Origin of the sequence: Rothia sp. BD8, from assembly GCF_044878465.1 — a bacterium.
In the GTDB taxonomy this organism is placed as follows: domain Bacteria; phylum Actinomycetota; class Actinomycetes; order Actinomycetales; family Micrococcaceae; genus Rothia; species Rothia kristinae.
Genome location: NZ_JANJES010000008.1, coordinates 46851 through 65693, shown reverse-complemented (window position 1 = coordinate 65693; position 18843 = coordinate 46851). Strand labels below are relative to the sequence as shown.

The following is an 18843-nucleotide window of genomic DNA, read 5'->3' as shown; positions in this document are numbered from 1 at the left end:
CGGACCGTGACGCCGGGGCCCACCCCGGCAGCGGTCACTGCGCCGACGCCGGGCGGGAGTGCCGCAGGGTGCGCACCCGGGTGAGCGCGTAGACCACCGCGAACCAGATGCCCTGGCACAGCACCACGCACCCGCCGGAGGAGGCGTCCAGGGCCACCGAGAGGTACAGGCCGGTCACCGTGCACACCAGGGAGGAGGCCACGGCGATCCCCAGCATCCGGGGGAAGCGGCGGGTCCGCAGCTGCGCGGTGGCCCCGGGGATCACCAGCATCGCCACCACCAGCACCACCCCGACGGTCTGCATCGCCACCACGCAGGTCAGCGCCAGGCAGCCCAGCAGGATCCCGGCCAGCACCCGCGGATTCAGCCCCACCACCCGGGCGTGCCGGGGGTCGAAGGCCCACAGGGTGAGGTCCCGGCGGCGGATCAGCAGCACCGTCAGACACGCCGCCGCCAGCACCAGCACCTGCGCCAGGTCCGTGCGGGAGACCCCCAGCAGGTTCGCGAAGACGATGTGGTGCAGGTCCACCTGCGACGGGGTCACGGAGACCAGCACCAGCCCCAGGGCGAACAGCGTGGTGAACACGATGCCGATGCTCGCGTCCTCCTTGACCCGGCTGATCCGCCGCAGCCCGCCGATCAGCCACACCGCGAGCAGCCCGAAGACCGTGGCGCCGAGCGCGAAGGGCAGCCCGAGGATGTAGGAGAGCACCACCCCGGGCAGCACCGCGTGGGAGACGGCATCGCCCAGCAGGGACCACCCGGTGAGCACCAGCCAGCAGGAGAGCACCGCGCACACCACGGCGGCGGCCAGGGCGGCCGCGAAGGCCCGGCGCAGGAAGGGGTAGGTCAGCGTGTCGGCGAGCAGCTGGCCGACGGCGTTCAGCGCGTCCACGGAGCGGCCTCGTCGTCGGGGGAGCCGAAGGCCAGGGCGAGGTGCTCCGGGCGCAGCACCTCGGCGGTGGGCCCGGTGAGCAGGATGCGCCGGCGCAGCAGCACCGCGTCATCGGCCACGGCCTCCAGGCCCTCGATGCTGTGCACGGAGAACAGCACGGCGGCCCCGGCGTCGGCTGCTTCGCGCAGGATCCGCCCGATCGCGGCGCCGGAGACCCGATCCACCCCGGCCAGCGGCTCGTCCAGCAGCAGCAGGTCAGCACCCTGGGCCAGGGCGCGGGCGAGGAAGGCGCGGCGCCGCTGCCCGCCGGAGAGCTGCCCGATCTGCCGGTGCGCCAGCGCCGTCAGCCCCACCCGCGCCAGGGCCTCGGCCGCGGCCTGCCGATCCTGCGGGCGGGGTCGGCGGGTGAGCCCCTGGAAGCCGACCCGCCCCTGCATGGTCAGATCCGCCACGCTCAGCGGAAAGTCCCAGTCCACGCCCTCGCTCTGCGGCATGTAGGCCAGCAGGCTGCGGCGCCGGGCGGTCTCGGCCGGCATCCCGCGGATGCGCACGACGCCGCGTCGGGCCGGAGCGAAGCCGGCGACGGCGTCCATCAGGGTGGACTTGCCGGAGCCGTTGACCCCGAGCAGCGCGGTCACGGTCCCGGGTCGGAGGGTGAGGGTGGCGTCCTCCACCGCGAGCACGCTCTCGCGGGTGACGGTCAGGTCCCGGATCTCCAGGGCCGGGGGCTGATCCCGCGGCGCGGCGTCGGGGTTCCGGTCGGCGGTGAGCTCGGCGGTGAGCCCGGCGTCGGGAAGCTCGGCGCCGGGGCCGTGGTCGGCGGGCGGCCGGGGTGTCGCCGCGTGGGCCGCCTCGATGCGACGGGTGCGGCGTGAGGCGCGGGCGTGCGGGAAGGGCATCAGGAGCCCTCCCCGCCCTGATCGCCGCTCAGCCCGGCTGTGATGGTGCGGGCGTCGTGACGCAGCAGGTCCAGGAAGGTGGGCGCGGGGCCGCCCTCCTCGGAGAGGGAGTCCACGTAGAGGGTGCCGCCGTAGCGGGCCTCGGTGGCGTCCACCACCTGGCGCATGGTGGCGTCGGAGACGGTGGATTCGCAGAACACCGCCGGGACGCCGCGCTGACGCACCGTGTCGATGGCGGAGCGGATCTGCTGGGCGGTGCCCTGGTCATCGGAGTTCACCGGCCACAGGTAGTGCTCGGTCAGGCCGGTGTCCCGGGCGAGGTAGCTGAAGGCGCCTTCGCAGGTGAGCAGGACCCGGTGATCCGCGGGCAGGGCTGCCACGATGTCCCGGACCTCGGTCTGCACCTGCTCCAGCTGCTCCTGGTATCTCCGGGCGTTCTCGCGGAACTCCTCGGCGTGCTCGGGGGTCAGCTCGGCCAGGGCCTCGGCGATGCTGTCCGTGTACCGCTGGGCGGCGCGCGGGCTCATCCAGGCGTGCGGGTTGGGCTTGCCCTCGGAGGCTCCGGCGGCGCAGCCGGTGAGCAGCAGGAGGGCGACGCCGAGCAGGGCGGGCAGCCGCAGGACATGGCGGCGGGGGCGGCGGGCAGCGCGCATGGCGGACGCCTTTCGGGGACGACGATGTCGGGGGCGCCGGGCGGGGTGGGGCTCAGCGGCTTCTGCTGGATCGGATCCGCACCACCGCCGCCCGACCCTCCCACCATAAGTTCGAGGGGTCGAACTCTGCAAGAATCGTTCGCATCAGAAACCGCCCCACCCACACCACCCCCACGCAGAACGGGAGATGCCGCCCATCTCGGGACGTGTGGCGTCCCGTTTCAGGCGGCATCTCCCGTTCTGCGGAGGGCCAGAGGATGTTCAGCGGGGGAGGTCTGCCGCCGCGGATTCTCCGGCGATGCGTCCCGAGTTGAAGGCGAACAGCAGCGTCAGCCCATCGATCTGCGGGTAGCGTCCGCCCCAGAACCCCGAGGCCTCGTTGCCCACCGCATACAGTCCCGGCACCGGCTTCCCGGCGGCGTCCAGCACCCGGGCGGACTCGTCGATGCGCACCCCACCCAGGGTCCCGCGCACGGTGCTCACCACCTGCACCGCGTACAGCGGACCCTGCTGGACCGGGTGGCGCAGGATCGCTGCCGGGCTGCCGGCCTGCTCGTCCCGGCCGGCCTGCACCGCGGCGTTGTAGCGCTCCAGGGTCTCGGCGAACCGCTCCGGGTGGAACCCGGCCGCCCCCGCCAGATCATCCGGGGCCGCACCAAGGACGGCGGCACCCTGCTCCACCGCCTCCTCGAGGGCCTCCACCAGCTGCGGCTGGGCCGGGGTGCCCTCCGTGCCCGGGGGCAGCGGCGCGCCGTGGTCCTCAGCCGGAGGCAGTTCCAGCCCCTGGTCGGTCAGGCGCTGCACGGTCGCGGAGTCCAGGATCATCCAGAATCGGCCTCCGCGCTCCAGGCCGGCCCGGCCCCGGTCCCCGAAGCGGTAGGTCGAGGCCTCGTCCGCGAAGCGCCGGCCGTCGTCGTCCACCCACAGCAGCGGCAGGTTCGCCAGCAGCGCCAGCGCCTTGGAGGAATAGCGCCCGGGCACGCTGAAGGCCGGGGCGTCCAGGGCCGCCGGCTCCGCGCCCGCACCGCCCAGGGCCTGGACCACGCTGCGGCCCGTGCCCACGGACTTGCGCTCCCCGGTGAAGCGCAGCCGGGAGGTCTCCAGCTCCGGGGCGGCCCGCCCCACGAGCTCCTGGTTCCCGACGAACCCGCCGGTGGCCACCACCACGGCCGGGGCGGCGACGTCGATGGTCTCCGGGACGCCGTCAGCCCGCAGCTGCTCGCGGCGCTCCGGGGACAGCGGCTTGCCCGCCTCGGTCCGCTCGGCGCGCACCCCCAGGATGCGCCCCTGCTCGTCGGTGACGGCCTCGGTCGCGGCGGCCTCGGGGATCACCAGCCCGCCGGCCTCCTCGATGGCCTTGAGCAGCTTCTTGAAGCCGCCGAACTTGGAGGCGTAGCGGTGGTAGGTGCGGGCCCGCCGGTGCCGAGCCAGCAGCCCGGAGTCCTCGCCCGGATCCGCGGGATCGTGCGGGGCCTCGGCCAGGGTGGCCTTCAGCCCGTGGGCGCTCAGCCAGTCCGCGGTCTCCCCCGAACGGGCGACGACGGCGCGCACCAGGGCCTCGTCGGCCCGGCCTTCCGTGTGCTCGAGGATCGCCTGCACGGCCTCCTCGGCGGAGAAGGTCTCCCCGGCCTCGCGCTGGGCGGAGGAGCCGTAGGCGGCGTAGCCGGTGCCGCCGAACATCGCAGCACCCCCGGGCTTGTTGCCCTTCTCCAGGACCACCACCCGCGCCCCGGCCTCGGCGGCGGCCAGCGCGGCGGCGATGCCGGCACCACCCCCGCCGAGGACGACGACGTCGGCCTCGTGCCTCTCGGCGCGCTCGCGGAAGGGGAAGGGGTTCTGGTCTGCGGGGGTGCTGTGCGCGGGGGTCACGGATCCTCCGTGGGCTCGGGGACGGCGGTGGATCCAGCCTAACCGGGGGCGGACCGGGCCAGCGGGGCCGGGGTGTGCGGATGTCATGCGGAGCCATCGGGGGTCATCCGGTCGGCGCGGCGGACACGGTTGGGAATACCCTTGCGCCGTAAACAGTTGATGCGTAAAGTAATCGACGAACGCACGATCGACATCGAAGGAGCACATCATGACCGCATTCGAAGGACTCACCGCCGGCACCTGGACCCTGGACCCCGCACACTCCGAGGTGGCCTTCACCGTCCGCCACGCCGGGATCTCCAAGGTCCGCGGCATCTTCGAGCAGACCGAGGCCGAGCTGCACGCCGGGGAGACCGCGCAGGACTCCTCCGTGCGCGCCACCGTGCAGATCGCCTCCATCAACACCAAGAACGAGGGCCGCGACGGGCACGTCAAGGGTCCCGAGTTCTTCGACGCCGAGAACCACCCGCAGATGGTCTTCGAGTCCACCGAGATCACCGCCGACGGCGAGGACCTGACCCTGGTCGGCAACCTCACCATCAAGGGCGAGACCCGCCCCGTGACCTTCACCGGCGAGTTCGGCGGCGTGGCCGTGGATCCCTTCGGGACCACCCGCGCGGGCTTCTCCGCCTCCACCACGATCTCCCGCAAGGACTTCGGGATCACCTGGAACGCCGCCCTGGAGGCCGGCGGGGTCATGGTCTCGGACAAGGTGAAGATCGAGATCGACGCGGAGTTCACCGCCCCGCAGAACTGATCGACGCCGTCGCCCGGCGTCACACGCTCGACGCCGTCGCCCCGGCCGTTTCGGGAGCCGCGCGGTGTTTCGGGAGCACTCCCAGTGCTACCGAAACACCGCACGGCTCCCGAGTCGCATCTGCGTCGTTCGGGCCACCACGCCCGACGGCGGCGCGGGTTATCCACAGCCGCCCCGCCGGCGGGTGCGCTCGACCCGATGAGCGGGGAGGGTGTCCTCATGGACCCCTCTCGCATCGTCACCGCCGAGGACATCCGCACCGCCGCCCAGGCGCGAGCCCTCGGGACCCCCGCCTCCGCACTGCGCGCCGCCGTGGCCGCCGGGCGGCTGACGCGCCTGTGGCCCGCCTGCTACATCCCCACGCAGCTGTGGGAGGAGCTCATCCCGCAGCAGAGGGCCCTCGCGATCCACTACGCCTTCCACGCCAAGACCGGCGCCCGCATCATCTACTCCCACACCTCGGCGGCGCTGGCGCACGGCATCTCCCTGCTGCGCGTGCCCCAAGAGCTGCACCTGGCCGGGGACCCCAAGCCCGGATACCGGCATCGGAGCCTGCGCACCCACCGGCTTCCCGACGTCGCGAGGCACCGGGTGCGCACCGACCTGGATCTGCCGGCCACCTCCCTGGAGCAGACGGCCCTGGCCTGCGCCCGCACCCTGCCGATGCTCGACGCCCTGGTGGTACTGGATCACCTGGCTGCGCGCCGCGTAGACCTGGCGCGGCTGGCGCATCTGCTGCGCACGAGTCCCGGCACCCACGGCAACCAGCAGGCTCTGCTCGCGGTGAGCGCGGCGGATGCGCGGGCCGGTTCCCCGGCGGAGACCCTGACGCGCTGGCGCCTCCGGGAGGCGGGCTTGCCGGAGCCCGAGCTGCAGATCGAGGTGCGCACCTCCCAGGGGCGCAGCTTCCTGGATCTGGGATGGCCGCAGCTGAGGGTGGCCGTGGAGGTGGACGGGCGGATCAAGTACACAGACTACGGTCCCACCCAGGAGGTGCTGATCGCCGAGAGGGAGCGGGAGAAGCGCATCCAGAACGTCGGGTGGCTGATCCGGCGCACGGGCTGGGACGAGCAGTCCCGCGGGCCGCGGGACTTCCTCGTGGAGCTGGCGCACTGCCTGCTGGCCCAGCAGCTGCGCCTGGGGCTGCCACCCCTGGACCTGGACCGGGTCCGACGCCGGGTGGCCCGGATGCAGCCGATCTTCCCACCGCGCTGAACCACGCCGCGCACCCATCCGCCCGCATCGTCGCCCACGCCCGACACCGCTCCCCGCATGCCGCCCCGCCGCACCCCCTGTTTCGGGAGCCGCGGGGTGTTTCGGGAGCGCTGGGAGTGCTCCCGAAACACCGGAGGGCTCCCAAGTCGCCTCCCCGCGTCGAAGGGTGCGGCGGTCGGGACGGTGCGGGACATAGGGGCGGGTGCGGTAGGGTGCCGGCGTGAGCACGCTGAAGGACTGGACGGCACGGCATCGGGAGTGGACGGATGAGTTCGTCCTGACCCTGCGCGATTCCCGGGTGGCGCCCCAGCGCATCGCCGCGGAGCTGTCGACGGCGCGGGATCGGGCCGCCGGAGGGGACCCGGCCCGGGTGCTGGGCCCGGCCGCCGGCTACGCCTGGAACCTGGGGATCTCCCCGGGTCAGCGCCGACGCGCCGAGCTGCTGCGCGGCCTGCTGCCCGTGGTGCTGCAGGCCATGGTCCTGTTCGTCGGGGTCTACGCCATGCGCGGGTGGATCCTCGGCGCCCCGCTGCGGCTGAACCTCGCCGTCCTGATCTGCTGGGGCCTGCTCGGCCTCGTCCTGCTGGGGCTGATCGCGCTGCCCCTGCGCGCGGCCGCGGCCCGACGTCGAGAGGCCGCCTCGCAGCGCCCCGAGCGGTCCCATCTTGAGCAGTCACACCCCGACCAGGCGGACCCGGCGGTCCGGGACCGGCGGGAGACCGCCCCGCAGACCCCGCCCGATCCGCGGGCGCAGACCCTCGCGCGGCGCACCCTGGGTCTGGGCATCATCGGGGTGGTGTGCGGCATCGGCGCGGTGCTGCTGGCCAAGCTGCCCCTGCCCGTGCTGGTACTGCTGGATCCGCGACCGGTCGCCGTGGTGTGCGCCGGTGTCACGGTGCTCGTCGCCGTCGGGGCGAGCCTGCTGGGATGGCGCCGCCGATACCCGGTGGCGCAGATCCTCGTGGCCTGGCTGGTGCCGCTGTACCTGGCCGCCGACGCCGGGATCACCCGCTTCATCGGCGCCTGAGCCGGGAGCCGGCGGCCGGCCGTCGCCTCAGGTCAGCTTCTGCACCAGGAACCACACCGCCGGCACCGCGATCAGCAGCGCCAGGGCCCACCGGCGCACCCGCGTCTCCAGCTTCGCCGCGCGGATGTCCGGACGGTCCTCGGGCACCCGCTGATGCGCCCCGGTGCTCGCGCGGGCCGCGGACTCCCCGCCGGGGGTGGGATCGGACAGCTCGCCCACCGGGCCGTCGGCCCGCTTCCGGGCCCGTCGGGAGCCGTCGCGACCCTTCCAGCCCGGGCTCGGGCGCTCCCCGCTCTCCGGCCCAGCGGGCTCCTCCTCGGGTTCCGAGGCCGATGCCCGCTCAGGGTGCTCGGCGGGCACTCAGCGCCACCTGGTGGTCATGATCAGCCCGATCATCATCAGCCCCACCCCGATGCCGATGTTCCAGTACCCGATGCCGGGCACCGGGTACACGGTCTCGGTGATGTAGAAGGTGATCAGCCACAGCAGCCCGATGACCATGAACCCGAACATCAGGGCCAGGTACCAGGTGGGGGTGCGCGAGACCTCCCCGACGTTCGCGGTCATCTCCTCCGCGATCCGCCGCAGGCGCTCCTCCTCGAGCTCCTCGGCCACGGTCATCGTCTTCTTCCCGCTCTTCCCCCCGGCGGCGGGCTCGTCGACGCTGGGCTCGGCCTCGGCCGCGGACGACGATCCCGCGGTCTCCTCCTCCGGGATCAGCTCGGGGACGTGCTTCTTCTTGCGTCGGGCCACGGATCCTCCTGGGCATCACGCGCCGGGCCGATGGCGACGGCGCGGCGCACGGTAATCTGGTGGGGCGTAGGGGCGCGACCGTGCGTGCGGAGCGTCCCGCCCGTCTCTGCCCCGAGTCTAGCCGAGCGGGCACCCGCACCGGGCTCGCCCGCGGGCCCCGCCCCGGGCGCACGACCGGGGCGGACGACCGGGGCGGACGACCGGGGCGGACCCACCGCATCGTCCGATGCCGCCGGGGGCGCCGATGCGTACCGCGCCCCAGGAAAGGAGCCGCATGACCTCCCGACGCCGTCCCGCCGCCCCGCGGGCCCCGCGCGGCGTCGTCGGCTGGACCGTGCAGATCCTCGGGGAGCTGCTGATCACCCTGGGCCTGGTGCTGCTGCTGTTCGTCGGCTGGCAGCTGTGGTGGACCAACATCGACGCCGACCGCGCCCAGGCGCAGGCCGTGCAGCGGCTGAACGAGCAGTTCAGCGGCCCCACCACCCCGCAGCCGGACGCGCAGAAGGACTGGGGCGAGCCCGTCGTCGGGAAGGCCCCGGCCCACGGGCAGCCCTTCGGCATCGTCTACATCCCCCGCTTCGGCGAGGACTACGAGCGCCCCCTGGTGCAGGGCACCTCCCAGGACGTGCTGGACACCCTGGGCCTGGGCCACTATGACTCCTCGGCCATGCCCGGGGCGGTGGGCAACGTGGCCGTGGCCGGGCACCGGCAGACCAACGGGAAGGTGCTGGACCGCATCGACGAGCTGAGCCCCGCGGACCGCATCTACGTGCGCACCGCGGACGGGTACTACACCTACGCCGTGCGCAACCGGGAGATCGTGCTGCCCTCGGACGCCTCCGTGATCGCCCCCGTACCGGGCGAGCCCGGGAAGGAGCCGGCGGACCGCCTGCTGACCCTGACCAGCTGCAACCCCCGCTTCGGCAGCACCGAGCGGTTCATCGTCTACGCGGTGCTGGAGCGCTGGCAGCCCGCCTCCGCCGGCCCGCCGCAGGAGATCGCCCACCACCTCGCCGAGGAGCGCTAGATGTACGCCTGGATCTTCCGCCACCTGCCCGGACCCCTGTGGGTGCGCATCCTGCTCGCGATACTGTTGATCCTGGCGGTCGTCCTCGCGCTGATGCAGTGGGTCTTCCCGTGGCTGGCCGAGTACAGCCCGCTCAGCCCGGACGTCACCGTGGACCAGCCCGACGGCGCCTGACCCGCCCGCCGGGCGCCCGCCCATCGCACCCCGACCCAGGAGGAACCCGTGAGCATCCGGATCCTCGTCGTGGACAACTACGACAGCTTCGTCTTCACCCTCGTCGGCTACGTCCAGCAGTTCGGCGCCGAGACCACCGTGATCCGCAACGACGCGCTGAGCCCCGACGAGGCCCGCGCCCTGGCCGCCGAGCACGACGGCGTCCTGCTCTCCCCCGGGCCCGGCGCCCCCGCGGAGGCCGGGGTCAGCATGGACCTGATCCCCTGGGCCGAGCAGACCGGGACCCCGCTGTTCGGGGTGTGCCTGGGCCACCAGGCCATCGCGGAGGCCTACGGAGGCACCGTCTCGCACTCCCCGGAGCTGATGCACGGCAAGACCTCCGTGCTCACCCACGACGGCACCGGGGTGTTCTCCGGGGTGCGGATGCCCTTCACCGCGACCCGCTACCACTCCCTGGCCATCCAGGACGGCACCCTGCCGGAGCAGCTGCGCGCGACCGCGCAGACCGAATCCGGGATCATCATGGGGGTCGCCCACCGCACCGCCCCGATCCACGGGGTGCAGTTCCACCCCGAGTCCGTGCTCACCGAGGACGGCTACCTCATGGTCGGCAACTGGCTGGAGATGACGGGGCTGCACGGGGCGGCGGGCCGCGCCCGCGGCATGTCCCCGCTGCTGGCCTCCTGACCCGCCGGACCGACGCCGCCCGGACCAGACGAGACCGGGACCCGACGACGATGGGCCCGCCCCTCCCGGAAGGAGGGGCGGGCCCATCGTCGTATCGATGCCGGACCGGCGGTTCCCGGTCCCGCGGGGCTCAGCCGCGGCGGCTGGCGCTCGGGCTGGGGGTCGCGCTCGCGGTGGGGGCGGCGTCCCCGGCCGGGCTGCGGTCCTCGGAGGAATCCTCTTCGGTGCTCTCCTCTGCAGCGGAGGCCGAGGCCGACGGCGTCGGGGAGGCCGTGCGGGTGGTGCCCGCCGGGCCCTGGGAGACGGTGATCGTGATCGTGGAGCCCTGGGCCACCGCGGTCTCGGCGGCGGCGGACTGCCTGATCACCGTGCCGGCCGGCTGGCTGGAGTGCTCCGTCTCGATCTGGGTGCTCAGCAGCACGTCCTTGTCCGTCAGGGCCGCGACCGCCTGATCGCGGGTCAGCCCCACCAGCTGCGGCACCGCCACCTTGCCGTCGGAGAGCACGAGGTTCACGGTGGATCCGTTGGCCACCTGCTGCCCCTGCGCCGGATCTGTGTCCACGACCATGCCGGCCGGGATGGACGGATGGTGCACGGTCTTCGTGGACCCGGCCACCAGCCCCATCTTCTCCAGCTGGGAGCGCACGTACGCCTCGGACTGCCCGGCGAAGTCCGTCGGGATCGTCAGGTTCGCCGGGCCCTCGGAGACGACCAGGGTGACGGTGGAGTCCTTCTCCACCTGCGTGCCCTCCCGCGGGTCCGTCTTGATCGCGGAGCCGGAGGGGATGGAGTCGTCGTACTCCTTCTTGACCGTGACCTTCAGGCCCTCGTTGCGCAGGGACTCCTCGGCCTGGTCCTGGGCGACGTTGCGCACCGCCGGGACGTCCACGTACACGGGCTTGTTCAGCTCGTGGCTGTAGTACAGCCAGGCCCCGGCCGCGGTGGCCGCCAGCAGCAGGATCACCAGTCCGAGGATGGTGTTCTTCCATGCCGCACGACGTCGGCGCTTCGCGGCCACGGCCTCGTTGCGCTCGTTCTCGTACAGCTCGTCCTCGGAGTACTCGTCCTGGGCCTGCGGGAAGAACCCGGAGACCCCGGCCTCCTCCAGCTGCGGCTGCTCGCCGGTGGCGGTGGTGTACGGGTCGTCCACGGTCTCCATGCTGGTGCTGTCCGGGCCGTACCCGCCGGCGGTCTGATCGTGGGCTCGACCGCCGTAGGCCGCGGCCGCGGCGAGCCCCGCGGCGGCCGCACCGGCCCCGGCGCCGTGGGCCCCGGGGGCGTCGGCGGAGGCGCCCGGGGCGCGCACCACCAGTCCGCGGGCCGCGTTGTCCAGGGCCCAGCGGAAGTCCTCGGCGGACTGGAAGCGATCCGCGCGGGTCTTCTGCAGGGCCGTGAGCACCACCTCGTCCAGGGCCTCGGAGACCTCGGGGCGGTGGGTGCTGGGCGGCTCGGGCCGCTCCGTCAGGTGCTGGCCGGCCACCTCCACGCTGGTGGTCCCGTCGAAGGGCGGGCGCCCGGCGAGCATCTGGTACAGCACCACGCCCACTGAGTACAGGTCCGTGCGCGCGTCCACGACGGCGCCGCGGGCCTGCTCGGGGGCGATGTACCGGGCGGTGCCCATGATCGTGTGCGTCTCGGTCAGCGGGGTCGCCGTCTCCGTGAGGGCGCGGGCGATCCCGAAGTCCATGACCTTGATGCGGGAGGGCCGCCCGAGGGACTCATCCTCCTCGTCCCGGTCCAGGACCATGACGTTGGCCGGCTTGATGTCCCGGTGGATCACCCCGTGCTCGTGGCTGTAGGCCAGCGCATCCAGGATGTCCTCGGCGTAGCTCACGGCGTCATCCAGGCTCAGCTCGCCCTGCTCGGCCAGCAGGTCCTTCAGCGTCGTTCCCCGCAGGCGCTCCATGACGATGTACGGGACCTGCGCGGCCCCGTCCCCGGCATCCAGGGCGACGGTCGGGTCGCCCTCCAGCTCGGGCTTCAGCGCCGGCATGGGAGCGGTGGCCTGGGGATCCCCGTCATCCCGGGACTCCTCGTCCAGCGGGGCGAAGGCCCCGGTGTCGTACACGGCGACGATGCACGGGTGGTTCAGGGAGGCCACGGCCTCCGCCTCCCGCTGGAAGCGGGCACGGAAGGTCGGGTCCTTCGCGTGCTCGGGGCGCAGCACCTTGATGGCCACCTGCCGGCCCAGGCGCGTGTCCTCGGCGGCGTAGACGGTGGCCATCCCCCCGGAGCCGATGACGTCGTGCAGCTCGTAGCGGGAATCGAGAATGCGGGGAACGCGCTGGTTCATGGGTGCATCATCCGTCAGTGTCCTGGGAGGCCTGCTCGGTGGGGGTCGGGCTCGGGGAGGCCGAGGGGGAGGTGGAACGCTGGTCGGAGCCGGAGTCCTGATCCGAGCCGCCGGAGTCCCGGGAGGAGGAGCCGGTGGAGACGTACACGTCCACGCTCGAGCCCACCTCCACGGTGCTGCCCGCCGACGGGCTGGTGCGGATGACCTTGCCGGAGCCCACGCTGTCCGAAGCCTCGTCGTGGCGGGTCACGTTGACCCCCTCGGAGGTGATCTCATCGATCACGGTGTCCGCGTCCCGGCCCTCCATGCTGGAGGGCAGGGTCACCGAGCCGGGTCCGGTGGAGTAGGTGACGGTCACGTCCGAGCCCACCGCCAGCTGGCCCTCGGGGGAGACGCCGAGCACCGTGTTGGCGTCCTGGTCGGAGCGCTGGCCGGAGGACTTCACGCTCAGCCCCTTCCCGGACAGCTCCGAGACGACGGCGTCGAGCTTGCGGCCCTCGTAGTCCGAGGAGCGCACCTGCACGGTCTGCTGCCCCGAGCTGCTCTCCTGGGCCTGGGTGGGCTCGGCGGAGGCGGAGGTGACCGTGCCCTGGGTGGGCTGGGTGCCCGGGTCGTCGTCGCCGCTGGCCCCGTTGGTCAGCAGCAGGGCCACGCCGACGGCGATCGCGACGATCAGCACCAGCAGGGGCACGAGCCACCGCCAGGGCCCCCGTCGCTTCCCGTCCTTGCCGGAGGCCGTCGAGCCGGGACCGTCGTAGCCGCCCTGGTACTCCAGGGAGCGCGGCTGCTGATCCACCGCCGGCAGGGAGGCGGTGCTCGGATGGGTCGCGGCACCGGCCGCGGCCCCGGACCCGAAGGTGCGGGTGGGGGCGTCCCCGAGGGCCTCGGTGGGGGCCGTCATCGCCTGGGTGGGATCCTCGGAGCCCAGGTCCAGGTACGGGGCGAGCCCCGGCACGGACTTCACGGCCGCCCGCAGGTCGTTGCGGCGGATCGAGTCCACGGCGCTGGCCAGGGTGGTCGCGTTCTCCGGGCGCTGCGCGGGGTCCTTGGACAGCAGGCACATGATCAGCGCCTGCGCCGGGACCGGCACCGTCTTGGGCAGCGGCGGCGGCGGATCGTTCACTTGGGCCAGGGCGATGGCGATCTGGGACTCCCCGGTGAAGGGGCGCTTGCCGGCCAGGCACTCGTAGCCGATGACGCCCAGGGAGTACAGGTCCGAGGCGGCGGTGGCGGTCTGGCCGGTGGCCTGCTCCGGGGCGAGGTACTGGGCGGTGCCCATGACCTGGCCGGTGGCGGTCAGCGGGACCTGGTCGGCCAGGCGGGCGATGCCGAAGTCCGTGACCTTGATGCGGTTGTCCGGGGTGATGAGGATGTTGCCGGGCTTCACGTCCCGGTGCACCAGGCCCTGCGCGTGGGCCGCGGCCAGGGCGCGGGCGGTCTGGGCGATGATGTTCAGCACCCGATCCGCCGGGAGGGTCTTCTCCCGCTCGATGATGTTGGACAGCGGCTCGCCCGGAACCAGCTCCATGACCAGGTACGCGGAGCCGTCCTCCTCGCCGTAGTCGAAGACGTTGGCGACGCCGGGGTGGTTCAGCAGGGCGGTGTGCCGGGCCTCGGCGCGGAAGCGCTCCAGGAAGCCCGGATCCCCGGTGTATTCCTCTTTGAGGATCTTCACGGCGACGGTCCGGCCGAGGACCTTGTCCTTGGCCTTCCAGACCTCGCCCATGCCGCCCACGGCGATGCGCTCGGTCAGCCCGTAGCGACCACCCAGGGTCGTGGATGATGAGGGCCTCACTTGTCCAACACCGCCTCAAAGATCTTCTGTGCGCCGGGCGAGGTCAGCTGCGCGCCCGTCGTCGCATCTACGTCTTCATAGACAATAGCAACCGCAACCTGGGGATCGTCGGCCGGAGCGAAGCCGGTGAACCAGGCGTCGTTGAGCCCGTCCTGTCCGGTCTCCGCGGTGCCCGTCTTCCCGGCCACCTCCACCCCGGGGACCTTGGCCCCGGAGGCGATGCCGTCGTCCACGTCGTTGACCATCCACTCCTTGATCTGCTGGGCCACCGGAGCCGTCGTGGAGCGGCGCAGCTGCTGGGCCTTGAAGTCGTACAGGGTGGACAGGCTGGAGGAGCGGACCTTGCTGACCAGGGTCGGCTTCATCTGCACGCCGTCGTTGGCGATCGCCGAGGACATCATCGCGACCTGCAGCGGGGTGGTGCGCACGTCGTACTGCCCGATCGAGGCCATCGCCAGCTGGGAGCCGTTCATGTTCTGCGGGAACGTCGAGGAGGTGACCTCCTGCGGGATGCCCAGCTGCTGGCCGTAGCCGAACTTCTCCGCGGCCTCCTGCATCCGCTGCTGGCCCAGCTTCATGCCGATCTGGGCGAAGGGCACGTTGCAGGACTGCGCCAGCGCCCACTCGATGGTCGCCTCCGAGCGGGTGTGGCACTGGCCGTTGACGTAGTTGGGCAGGGTCGTGGTGGAATCCGGCAGGGTCAGGTTCTGCGGGTTGGGGATCACCGAGTCCTTGTCGTACTCCCCGGACTCCAAGGCGGCGGCGGCGTCGATGATCTTGAACGTGGACCCGGGGGCGTACAGGTCCCCGCCGATCGCCCGGTTGGCCAGGGGCTTGTCCGGGTTCCCGTTGAGCTCGTTGTACGCGGCGATCGTGGACTTGGAATCGTGGGAGGACAGCGCGTTGGCGTCGTAGGAGGGGCTGGAGGCCATCGCGAGGATCTTCCCCGTCTTCGGCTCCATCGCCACGATCGCCCCGCGGTGGCCCTGCAGCAGCTGCGTGGACAGCTTCTGCAGGTTGGCGTCCAGGGTCAGCTCCACGGAGGCGCCCCGGGCCTGCTGTCCGGAGAAGATCCGGGAGATGCGGTCGTAGAACTGGGAGTCCGAGTCTCCGGACAGCTCCTGGTCCATGGCCTGCTCGATCCCGGTGGCGCCGTACACCAGGGAGAAGTAGCCGGTGACATCCGAGTAGGTCTCGGAGTCGGCATAGACCCGCTGGTAGTTGAAGCCGTCCTTGGATGGCTGGGAGGAGGCGATCTCCTGCCCCCCGACGAGGATCGGGCCGCGGGCGGAGCCGTACTCGTCATACAGGCGCCGGGAGTTCCAGGCGCTGGCCTCCAGGGAGTCGGCGTCGAAGAACTGGACGTAGGTCAGGGAGCCCAGCAGCAGCACGAACACCCCGGCCACGGCCAGCCAGGTGCGGCGGATCGCTTGGTTCATCGACGGTCTCCATCCGGTTGCGGGGAGGTGGTGGGGGCGGCGCCGTGGGAGTCTGCGCGGGACCGGCCCAGGTGGGAGATCGCCGCGGTGGCCCCGAGCTCCTCGGCGGGGGCGGCGGGGCGTCCCGGCTCCTCCGACGTCGGCTCGGCGGCGTCGTCGACCACCCGCGGGGCGCGGGCGGAGTGGGAGATCGCCAACAGCAGGCCCACGATCACCCAGTTGGCCAGCAGCGAGGAGCCGCCGGCGGACATGAACGGGGTGGTCAGCCCGGTCAGGGGGATCAGTCTGGAGACCCCGCCGACGACGACGAACAGCTGCAGCACCATGACCGCGGACAGCCCCGCCGCCAGCAGCTTCCCGAAGGTGTCCGGGGTGCCCAGAGCCGCGCGCAGCCCGCGGGTGGCCAGCAGGAAGAACAGCATGAGCACCGCGCCCAGCCCGAGCAGGCCCAGCTCCTCCCCGATGAGGGAGACGATCATGTCCGAGTTGGCGAAGGGCACCAGGTCCGGGCGACCGTTGCCCAGGCCGCGCCCGAACAGCCCGCCCGAGGCCAGGCCGAACAGGCCCTGGACCACCTGGCTGGAGCCGCCGAACTCCCGGTTGTACACCTCCGGGTCGAAGGCGTGCACCCAGGAGTCGATGCGCACGGTCACGTGGCCCATGGTCCGGTAGGCGAAGACCCCGCCCACGGCCACCAGCACCAGCCCGATGCCGACCCACGTCAGGGAGTTCGTGGCCAGGTACAGCATCACCAGGAACAGCCCGAAGAACAGGATCGCGGAGCCCAGATCGTGCTGCATGACCAGCACCCCGATGCTGACCAGCCAGGCCACGAGCATCGGCGCGAAGTCCCGGAACCGGGGCAGGCGCACCGGGCCGATGCGCCGACCGGCCAGCAGCAGCAGGTCCCGGTTGGCGGAGAGGTACCCGGCGAAGAACACGGCCAGGGTGATCTTGGCGATCTCCCCCGGCTGGAAGGTGCGTCCGCCCAGGGAGATCCAGATGCGCGCCCCGTTGATCTCCTGCCCCAGCCCCGGCGCCAGGGGCAGCAGGAGCAGAACCACGGAGGCCGCCAGGCAGATGTAGGTGATCCGGCGCAGCGCCCGGTGATCGGTGAGGAACCACACCGTGCCCGCGCAGACCACCATGCCCAGCCCGGACCACACCGTCTGGGAGCCGATGACCTTGGCGGAGGTGGTCAGGCCCACCCGGTAGATCAGGGCCAGCCCGATCCCGTTCAGCGCGACGGCGATGGGCAGGATGAACGGGTCCGCGTACTTGGCCTTGGCGCGCAGGATCACGTGGATCACCAGGGAGCCGACCACCAGCACGACGGCGGCCGAGACGATGCGATGGTCCAGGGACTCGGCCAGCTCCAGGTCCACCAGGCACATCCCGCCGATGCCGATGACCCAGGAGAGCACCAGCAGGAGCAGCTCGATCAGCCGCCGCGGGCGCGGTGGACGCGAGGGGGTGCCGGAGTCCGGATCTTCGCCCGCGCGGGGGCTCGGGGCTGCGGTCATCGCGTTCACGGGCGCTCACCGTCCGTCCGGGAGGGGCTGGCGGAGGAGGAAGGGGACGAGGGCGCGGTGGAGACCGTGCCCTGCGGGGCGGGGGAGGCGGAGGGCTTCGCGGCACCGGAGGCCTCCTGCCGCAGGTCCCCCACGATCTGATCCGCCTCCGCGCGGGAGCTGGCGGCGATGCCCGCGCGCACCCGGGACTGGTCGTAGTCCGGCAGATCCGCGACCAGCACGTCGCTGCGCTGCTCGAGGTCGTCCAGGTGGATCGGACCCAGGGACTGATCCACGCCGCGGTACACCGCGACGTGGCCCTCGGACTCGCCGACGTAGTACTGCTGGCTGACCCAGTGCAGCACGGCCCACGCCGCCCCCACCACCAGCACCAGAGCGAAGGCGGCGATGAACAGGGGCAGCACCCAGCGGCGTCGGCGCCGGGAGGGGGTCTCCTCCACGAGTCCCTCCGGCAGCTCCTCACCCGGGGCGGCCGCGGTGGCCTGGGCCAGGCTGGCCCGACGCTGCACGGTCACCTCCGCGACGGCGGGGATCGCACCGGTGCGGGTGGCCTCCGAGGCCGCTCCCACCAGCACGTGCGGGCGCTCGGCCAGCTCGGTGCGCAGCGCCGAGGCGGAGCTGAGCTCCTGGGTGCCGGCATCCTCCAGGTCCATCCCGGAGCGCTGGGTCATGGCGTTGAGCACGCCGTCGGAGAAGGAGTCGCCCTGCCACGCGCCGTGGCGCAGGGTGTGCCGGACCATCGCTCCGTGCTCGCGGGGCAGGCGACGACGCCACGGGGCCACCCGGCGCAGGGGCCGGGCCTGCTCGGGTCCGCCGGGCTGGGCATCGGCCTGCTGCGCGTCGGTGTCGGGGGTCTCTTCCGCGGTCTCCGGGTCCTCGCGCTCGGCGGGGTCCCCGCTCGGCTGCTCGCCTGAGTGCTCGACCGGCTGCTCGGCCGGCGGACGGGCGGTGTCGGTCGCGGCGTCCTCGGCGGGCGAGTCCGGAGCCCGCCGGTCCGCGTCCACGGGCGGGCTGGAACGCAGGGTGCGGGTGGTCGCGGTGGGCAGCGCCGGGGCATCCTGGGCGGGCAGGCGGCTGGTCGTGGGCTGCGTGGCATCCGGGTCCGGGATGACCTCCACGATCGCCACGGTCACGTTGTCCGGGGCGCCGCCGTCCAGGGTCCGCTCGATCAGGGTGCGGCAGATCCGGTCCAGGTCCTCGCCGCCGGCTAGGGCCGCGCGGATCTCCTCCTCCGGCACGACGCCGGAGAGCCCGTCCGAGCACAGCAGCCACCGGTCCCCCGGGACGGCGTCCACCCGCAGCAGCTCCAGCTCGGGGGAGGCGTCGGTGTCCCCGAGCACCCGCATGACCACGTTCTTGTGAGGGTGGTGCTCGGCCTCCTCCGGGCGGATGCGGCCCTCCTCCACGAGGCGCTGCACGAAGGTGTGGTCCGTGGTGACCTGCTCGAAGTCCTCCCCGCGCAGCCGGTACGCCCGGGAGTCCCCGATGTGGGCGACCTCGATCTGGTCCCCGTCCACCAGCAGCGCGGTGCAGGTGGTGCCCATCCCCGCCAGCAGCGGGTTCAGCTCCACCAGCTGGTTGAGGATGATGTTGGCGGTCTGGATCTCATCGGCCAGGTACGTTCCGGCGGAGCCGTGGTAGCCCGGGTGGTCCAGGGGGGTCAGGTCCAGCACGGTGGCGGCGGAGGCGACGTTGCCGCCGACGTGCCCGCCCATCCCGTCCGCGACTACGACGAGGTAGCGCCCCGTGTAGGCGGAGTCGTCGTTCTTGGACCGCACCCGACCCGTGTCCGAGGCGGCGGCGTAGCGGAAGGCGATGCTCATGGGCC

The 18843-nt window shown here is 72.8% G+C and carries 17 protein-coding genes; 6 read left to right on the top strand and 11 right to left on the bottom strand.

Going from position 1 to position 18843, the window contains the following annotated elements:
- Window positions 1-34: 34 nt before the first annotated feature.
- The 4 genes from NQ707_RS07790 to NQ707_RS07775 all read right to left on the bottom strand — a co-directional run bounded on the left by NQ707_RS07790 (window position 35) and on the right by NQ707_RS07775 (window position 4316).
- Window positions 35-895, bottom strand: coding sequence for a metal ABC transporter permease (locus tag NQ707_RS07790; RefSeq protein WP_404435338.1), 861 nt, complete (start codon window positions 893-895; stop codon window positions 35-37).
- A complete protein-coding gene (locus NQ707_RS07785) occupies window positions 883-1794 on the bottom strand; it encodes a metal ABC transporter ATP-binding protein (protein ID WP_404435336.1) in 912 nt (303 codons plus the stop codon). The genes NQ707_RS07790 and NQ707_RS07785 overlap by 13 nt, the downstream gene beginning before the upstream one ends.
- A complete protein-coding gene (locus tag NQ707_RS07780; protein WP_404435335.1) occupies window positions 1794-2447 on the bottom strand; it encodes a metal ABC transporter solute-binding protein, Zn/Mn family in 654 nt (217 codons plus the stop codon). The genes NQ707_RS07785 and NQ707_RS07780 overlap by 1 nt, the downstream gene beginning before the upstream one ends.
- Window positions 2448-2708: 261 nt before the next feature.
- Window positions 2709-4316, bottom strand: a complete 1608-nt coding sequence (locus tag NQ707_RS07775; RefSeq protein ID WP_404435333.1) for an FAD-dependent oxidoreductase — start codon at window positions 4314-4316, stop codon at window positions 2709-2711.
- 208 nt (window positions 4317-4524) lie between these two features.
- On the opposite strand from NQ707_RS07775, the gene NQ707_RS07770 reads away from it, so the two are divergent.
- The 3 genes from NQ707_RS07770 (at window position 4525) to NQ707_RS07760 (ending at window position 7315) form a co-directional block, all read left to right on the top strand.
- A complete protein-coding gene (locus NQ707_RS07770) occupies window positions 4525-5073 on the top strand; it encodes a YceI family protein (protein WP_064725093.1) in 549 nt (182 codons plus the stop codon).
- A gap of 219 nt (window positions 5074-5292) precedes the next feature.
- Window positions 5293-6288 (top strand): hypothetical protein, encoded by a 996-nt coding sequence (locus NQ707_RS07765; RefSeq protein ID WP_404435332.1) that lies wholly within the window; start codon window positions 5293-5295, stop codon window positions 6286-6288.
- A 220-nt stretch (window positions 6289-6508) separates the two neighbouring features.
- Window positions 6509-7315 carry a hypothetical protein gene (locus NQ707_RS07760; protein ID WP_404435330.1) on the top strand — a complete coding sequence of 269 codons (807 nt, stop codon included), beginning with the start codon at window positions 6509-6511 and terminating at the stop codon, window positions 7313-7315.
- Window positions 7316-7342: 27 nt separating this feature from the next.
- Here NQ707_RS07760 and NQ707_RS07755 read toward each other — a convergent pair whose 3' ends face one another.
- Both NQ707_RS07755 and NQ707_RS07750 read right to left on the bottom strand, forming a co-directional pair.
- Window positions 7343-7675, bottom strand: a complete 333-nt coding sequence (locus NQ707_RS07755) for a hypothetical protein (RefSeq protein ID WP_058731757.1) — start codon at window positions 7673-7675, stop codon at window positions 7343-7345.
- Window positions 7676-8068 carry a cell division protein CrgA gene (locus tag NQ707_RS07750; protein ID WP_058731758.1) on the bottom strand — a complete coding sequence of 131 codons (393 nt, stop codon included), beginning with the start codon at window positions 8066-8068 and terminating at the stop codon, window positions 7676-7678.
- Between the two features lie 274 nt (window positions 8069-8342).
- On the opposite strand from NQ707_RS07750, the gene NQ707_RS07745 reads away from it, so the two are divergent.
- From NQ707_RS07745 to NQ707_RS07735, 3 genes are read left to right on the top strand one after another with little or no spacing between them, the layout of a single operon-like run.
- On the top strand, window positions 8343-9095 hold the full coding sequence (locus tag NQ707_RS07745; protein WP_058731759.1) for a class E sortase: 753 nt from the start codon (window positions 8343-8345) through the stop codon (window positions 9093-9095).
- Window positions 9096-9269, top strand: coding sequence for a hypothetical protein (locus tag NQ707_RS07740; RefSeq protein ID WP_165590132.1), 174 nt, complete (start codon window positions 9096-9098; stop codon window positions 9267-9269).
- Between the two features lie 48 nt (window positions 9270-9317).
- A complete protein-coding gene (locus NQ707_RS07735) occupies window positions 9318-9956 on the top strand; it encodes an aminodeoxychorismate/anthranilate synthase component II (protein WP_061225186.1) in 639 nt (212 codons plus the stop codon).
- A gap of 130 nt (window positions 9957-10086) precedes the next feature.
- On the opposite strand, the gene pknB is transcribed toward NQ707_RS07735, so the two are convergent.
- The 5 genes from pknB to NQ707_RS07710 are packed head-to-tail and all read right to left on the bottom strand — an operon-like array spanning window position 10087 to window position 18838.
- Window positions 10087-12249, bottom strand: coding sequence for a Stk1 family PASTA domain-containing Ser/Thr kinase (gene pknB / locus NQ707_RS07730; RefSeq protein WP_404435327.1), 2163 nt, complete (start codon window positions 12247-12249; stop codon window positions 10087-10089).
- A 7-nt stretch (window positions 12250-12256) separates the two neighbouring features.
- Window positions 12257-14044: a protein kinase gene (locus tag NQ707_RS07725; RefSeq protein ID WP_404435326.1), complete on the bottom strand. Its 1788-nt coding sequence runs from the start codon at window positions 14042-14044 to the stop codon at window positions 12257-12259.
- Window positions 14041-15483: a penicillin-binding protein 2 gene (locus NQ707_RS07720; RefSeq protein WP_100463400.1), complete on the bottom strand. Its 1443-nt coding sequence runs from the start codon at window positions 15481-15483 to the stop codon at window positions 14041-14043. The genes NQ707_RS07725 and NQ707_RS07720 overlap by 4 nt, the downstream gene beginning before the upstream one ends.
- On the bottom strand, window positions 15480-17006 hold the full coding sequence (locus tag NQ707_RS07715; protein ID WP_404435387.1) for an FtsW/RodA/SpoVE family cell cycle protein: 1527 nt from the start codon (window positions 17004-17006) through the stop codon (window positions 15480-15482). Before NQ707_RS07715 ends, NQ707_RS07720 begins: the two co-directional genes overlap by 4 nt.
- 5 nt (window positions 17007-17011) lie before the next feature.
- The gene (locus NQ707_RS07710) at window positions 17012-18838 is read right to left on the bottom strand and encodes a PP2C family serine/threonine-protein phosphatase (RefSeq protein WP_081101471.1); all 1827 of its coding nucleotides are present in this window, start codon (window positions 18836-18838) and stop codon (window positions 17012-17014) included.
- Window positions 18839-18843: the final 5 nt, after the last annotated feature.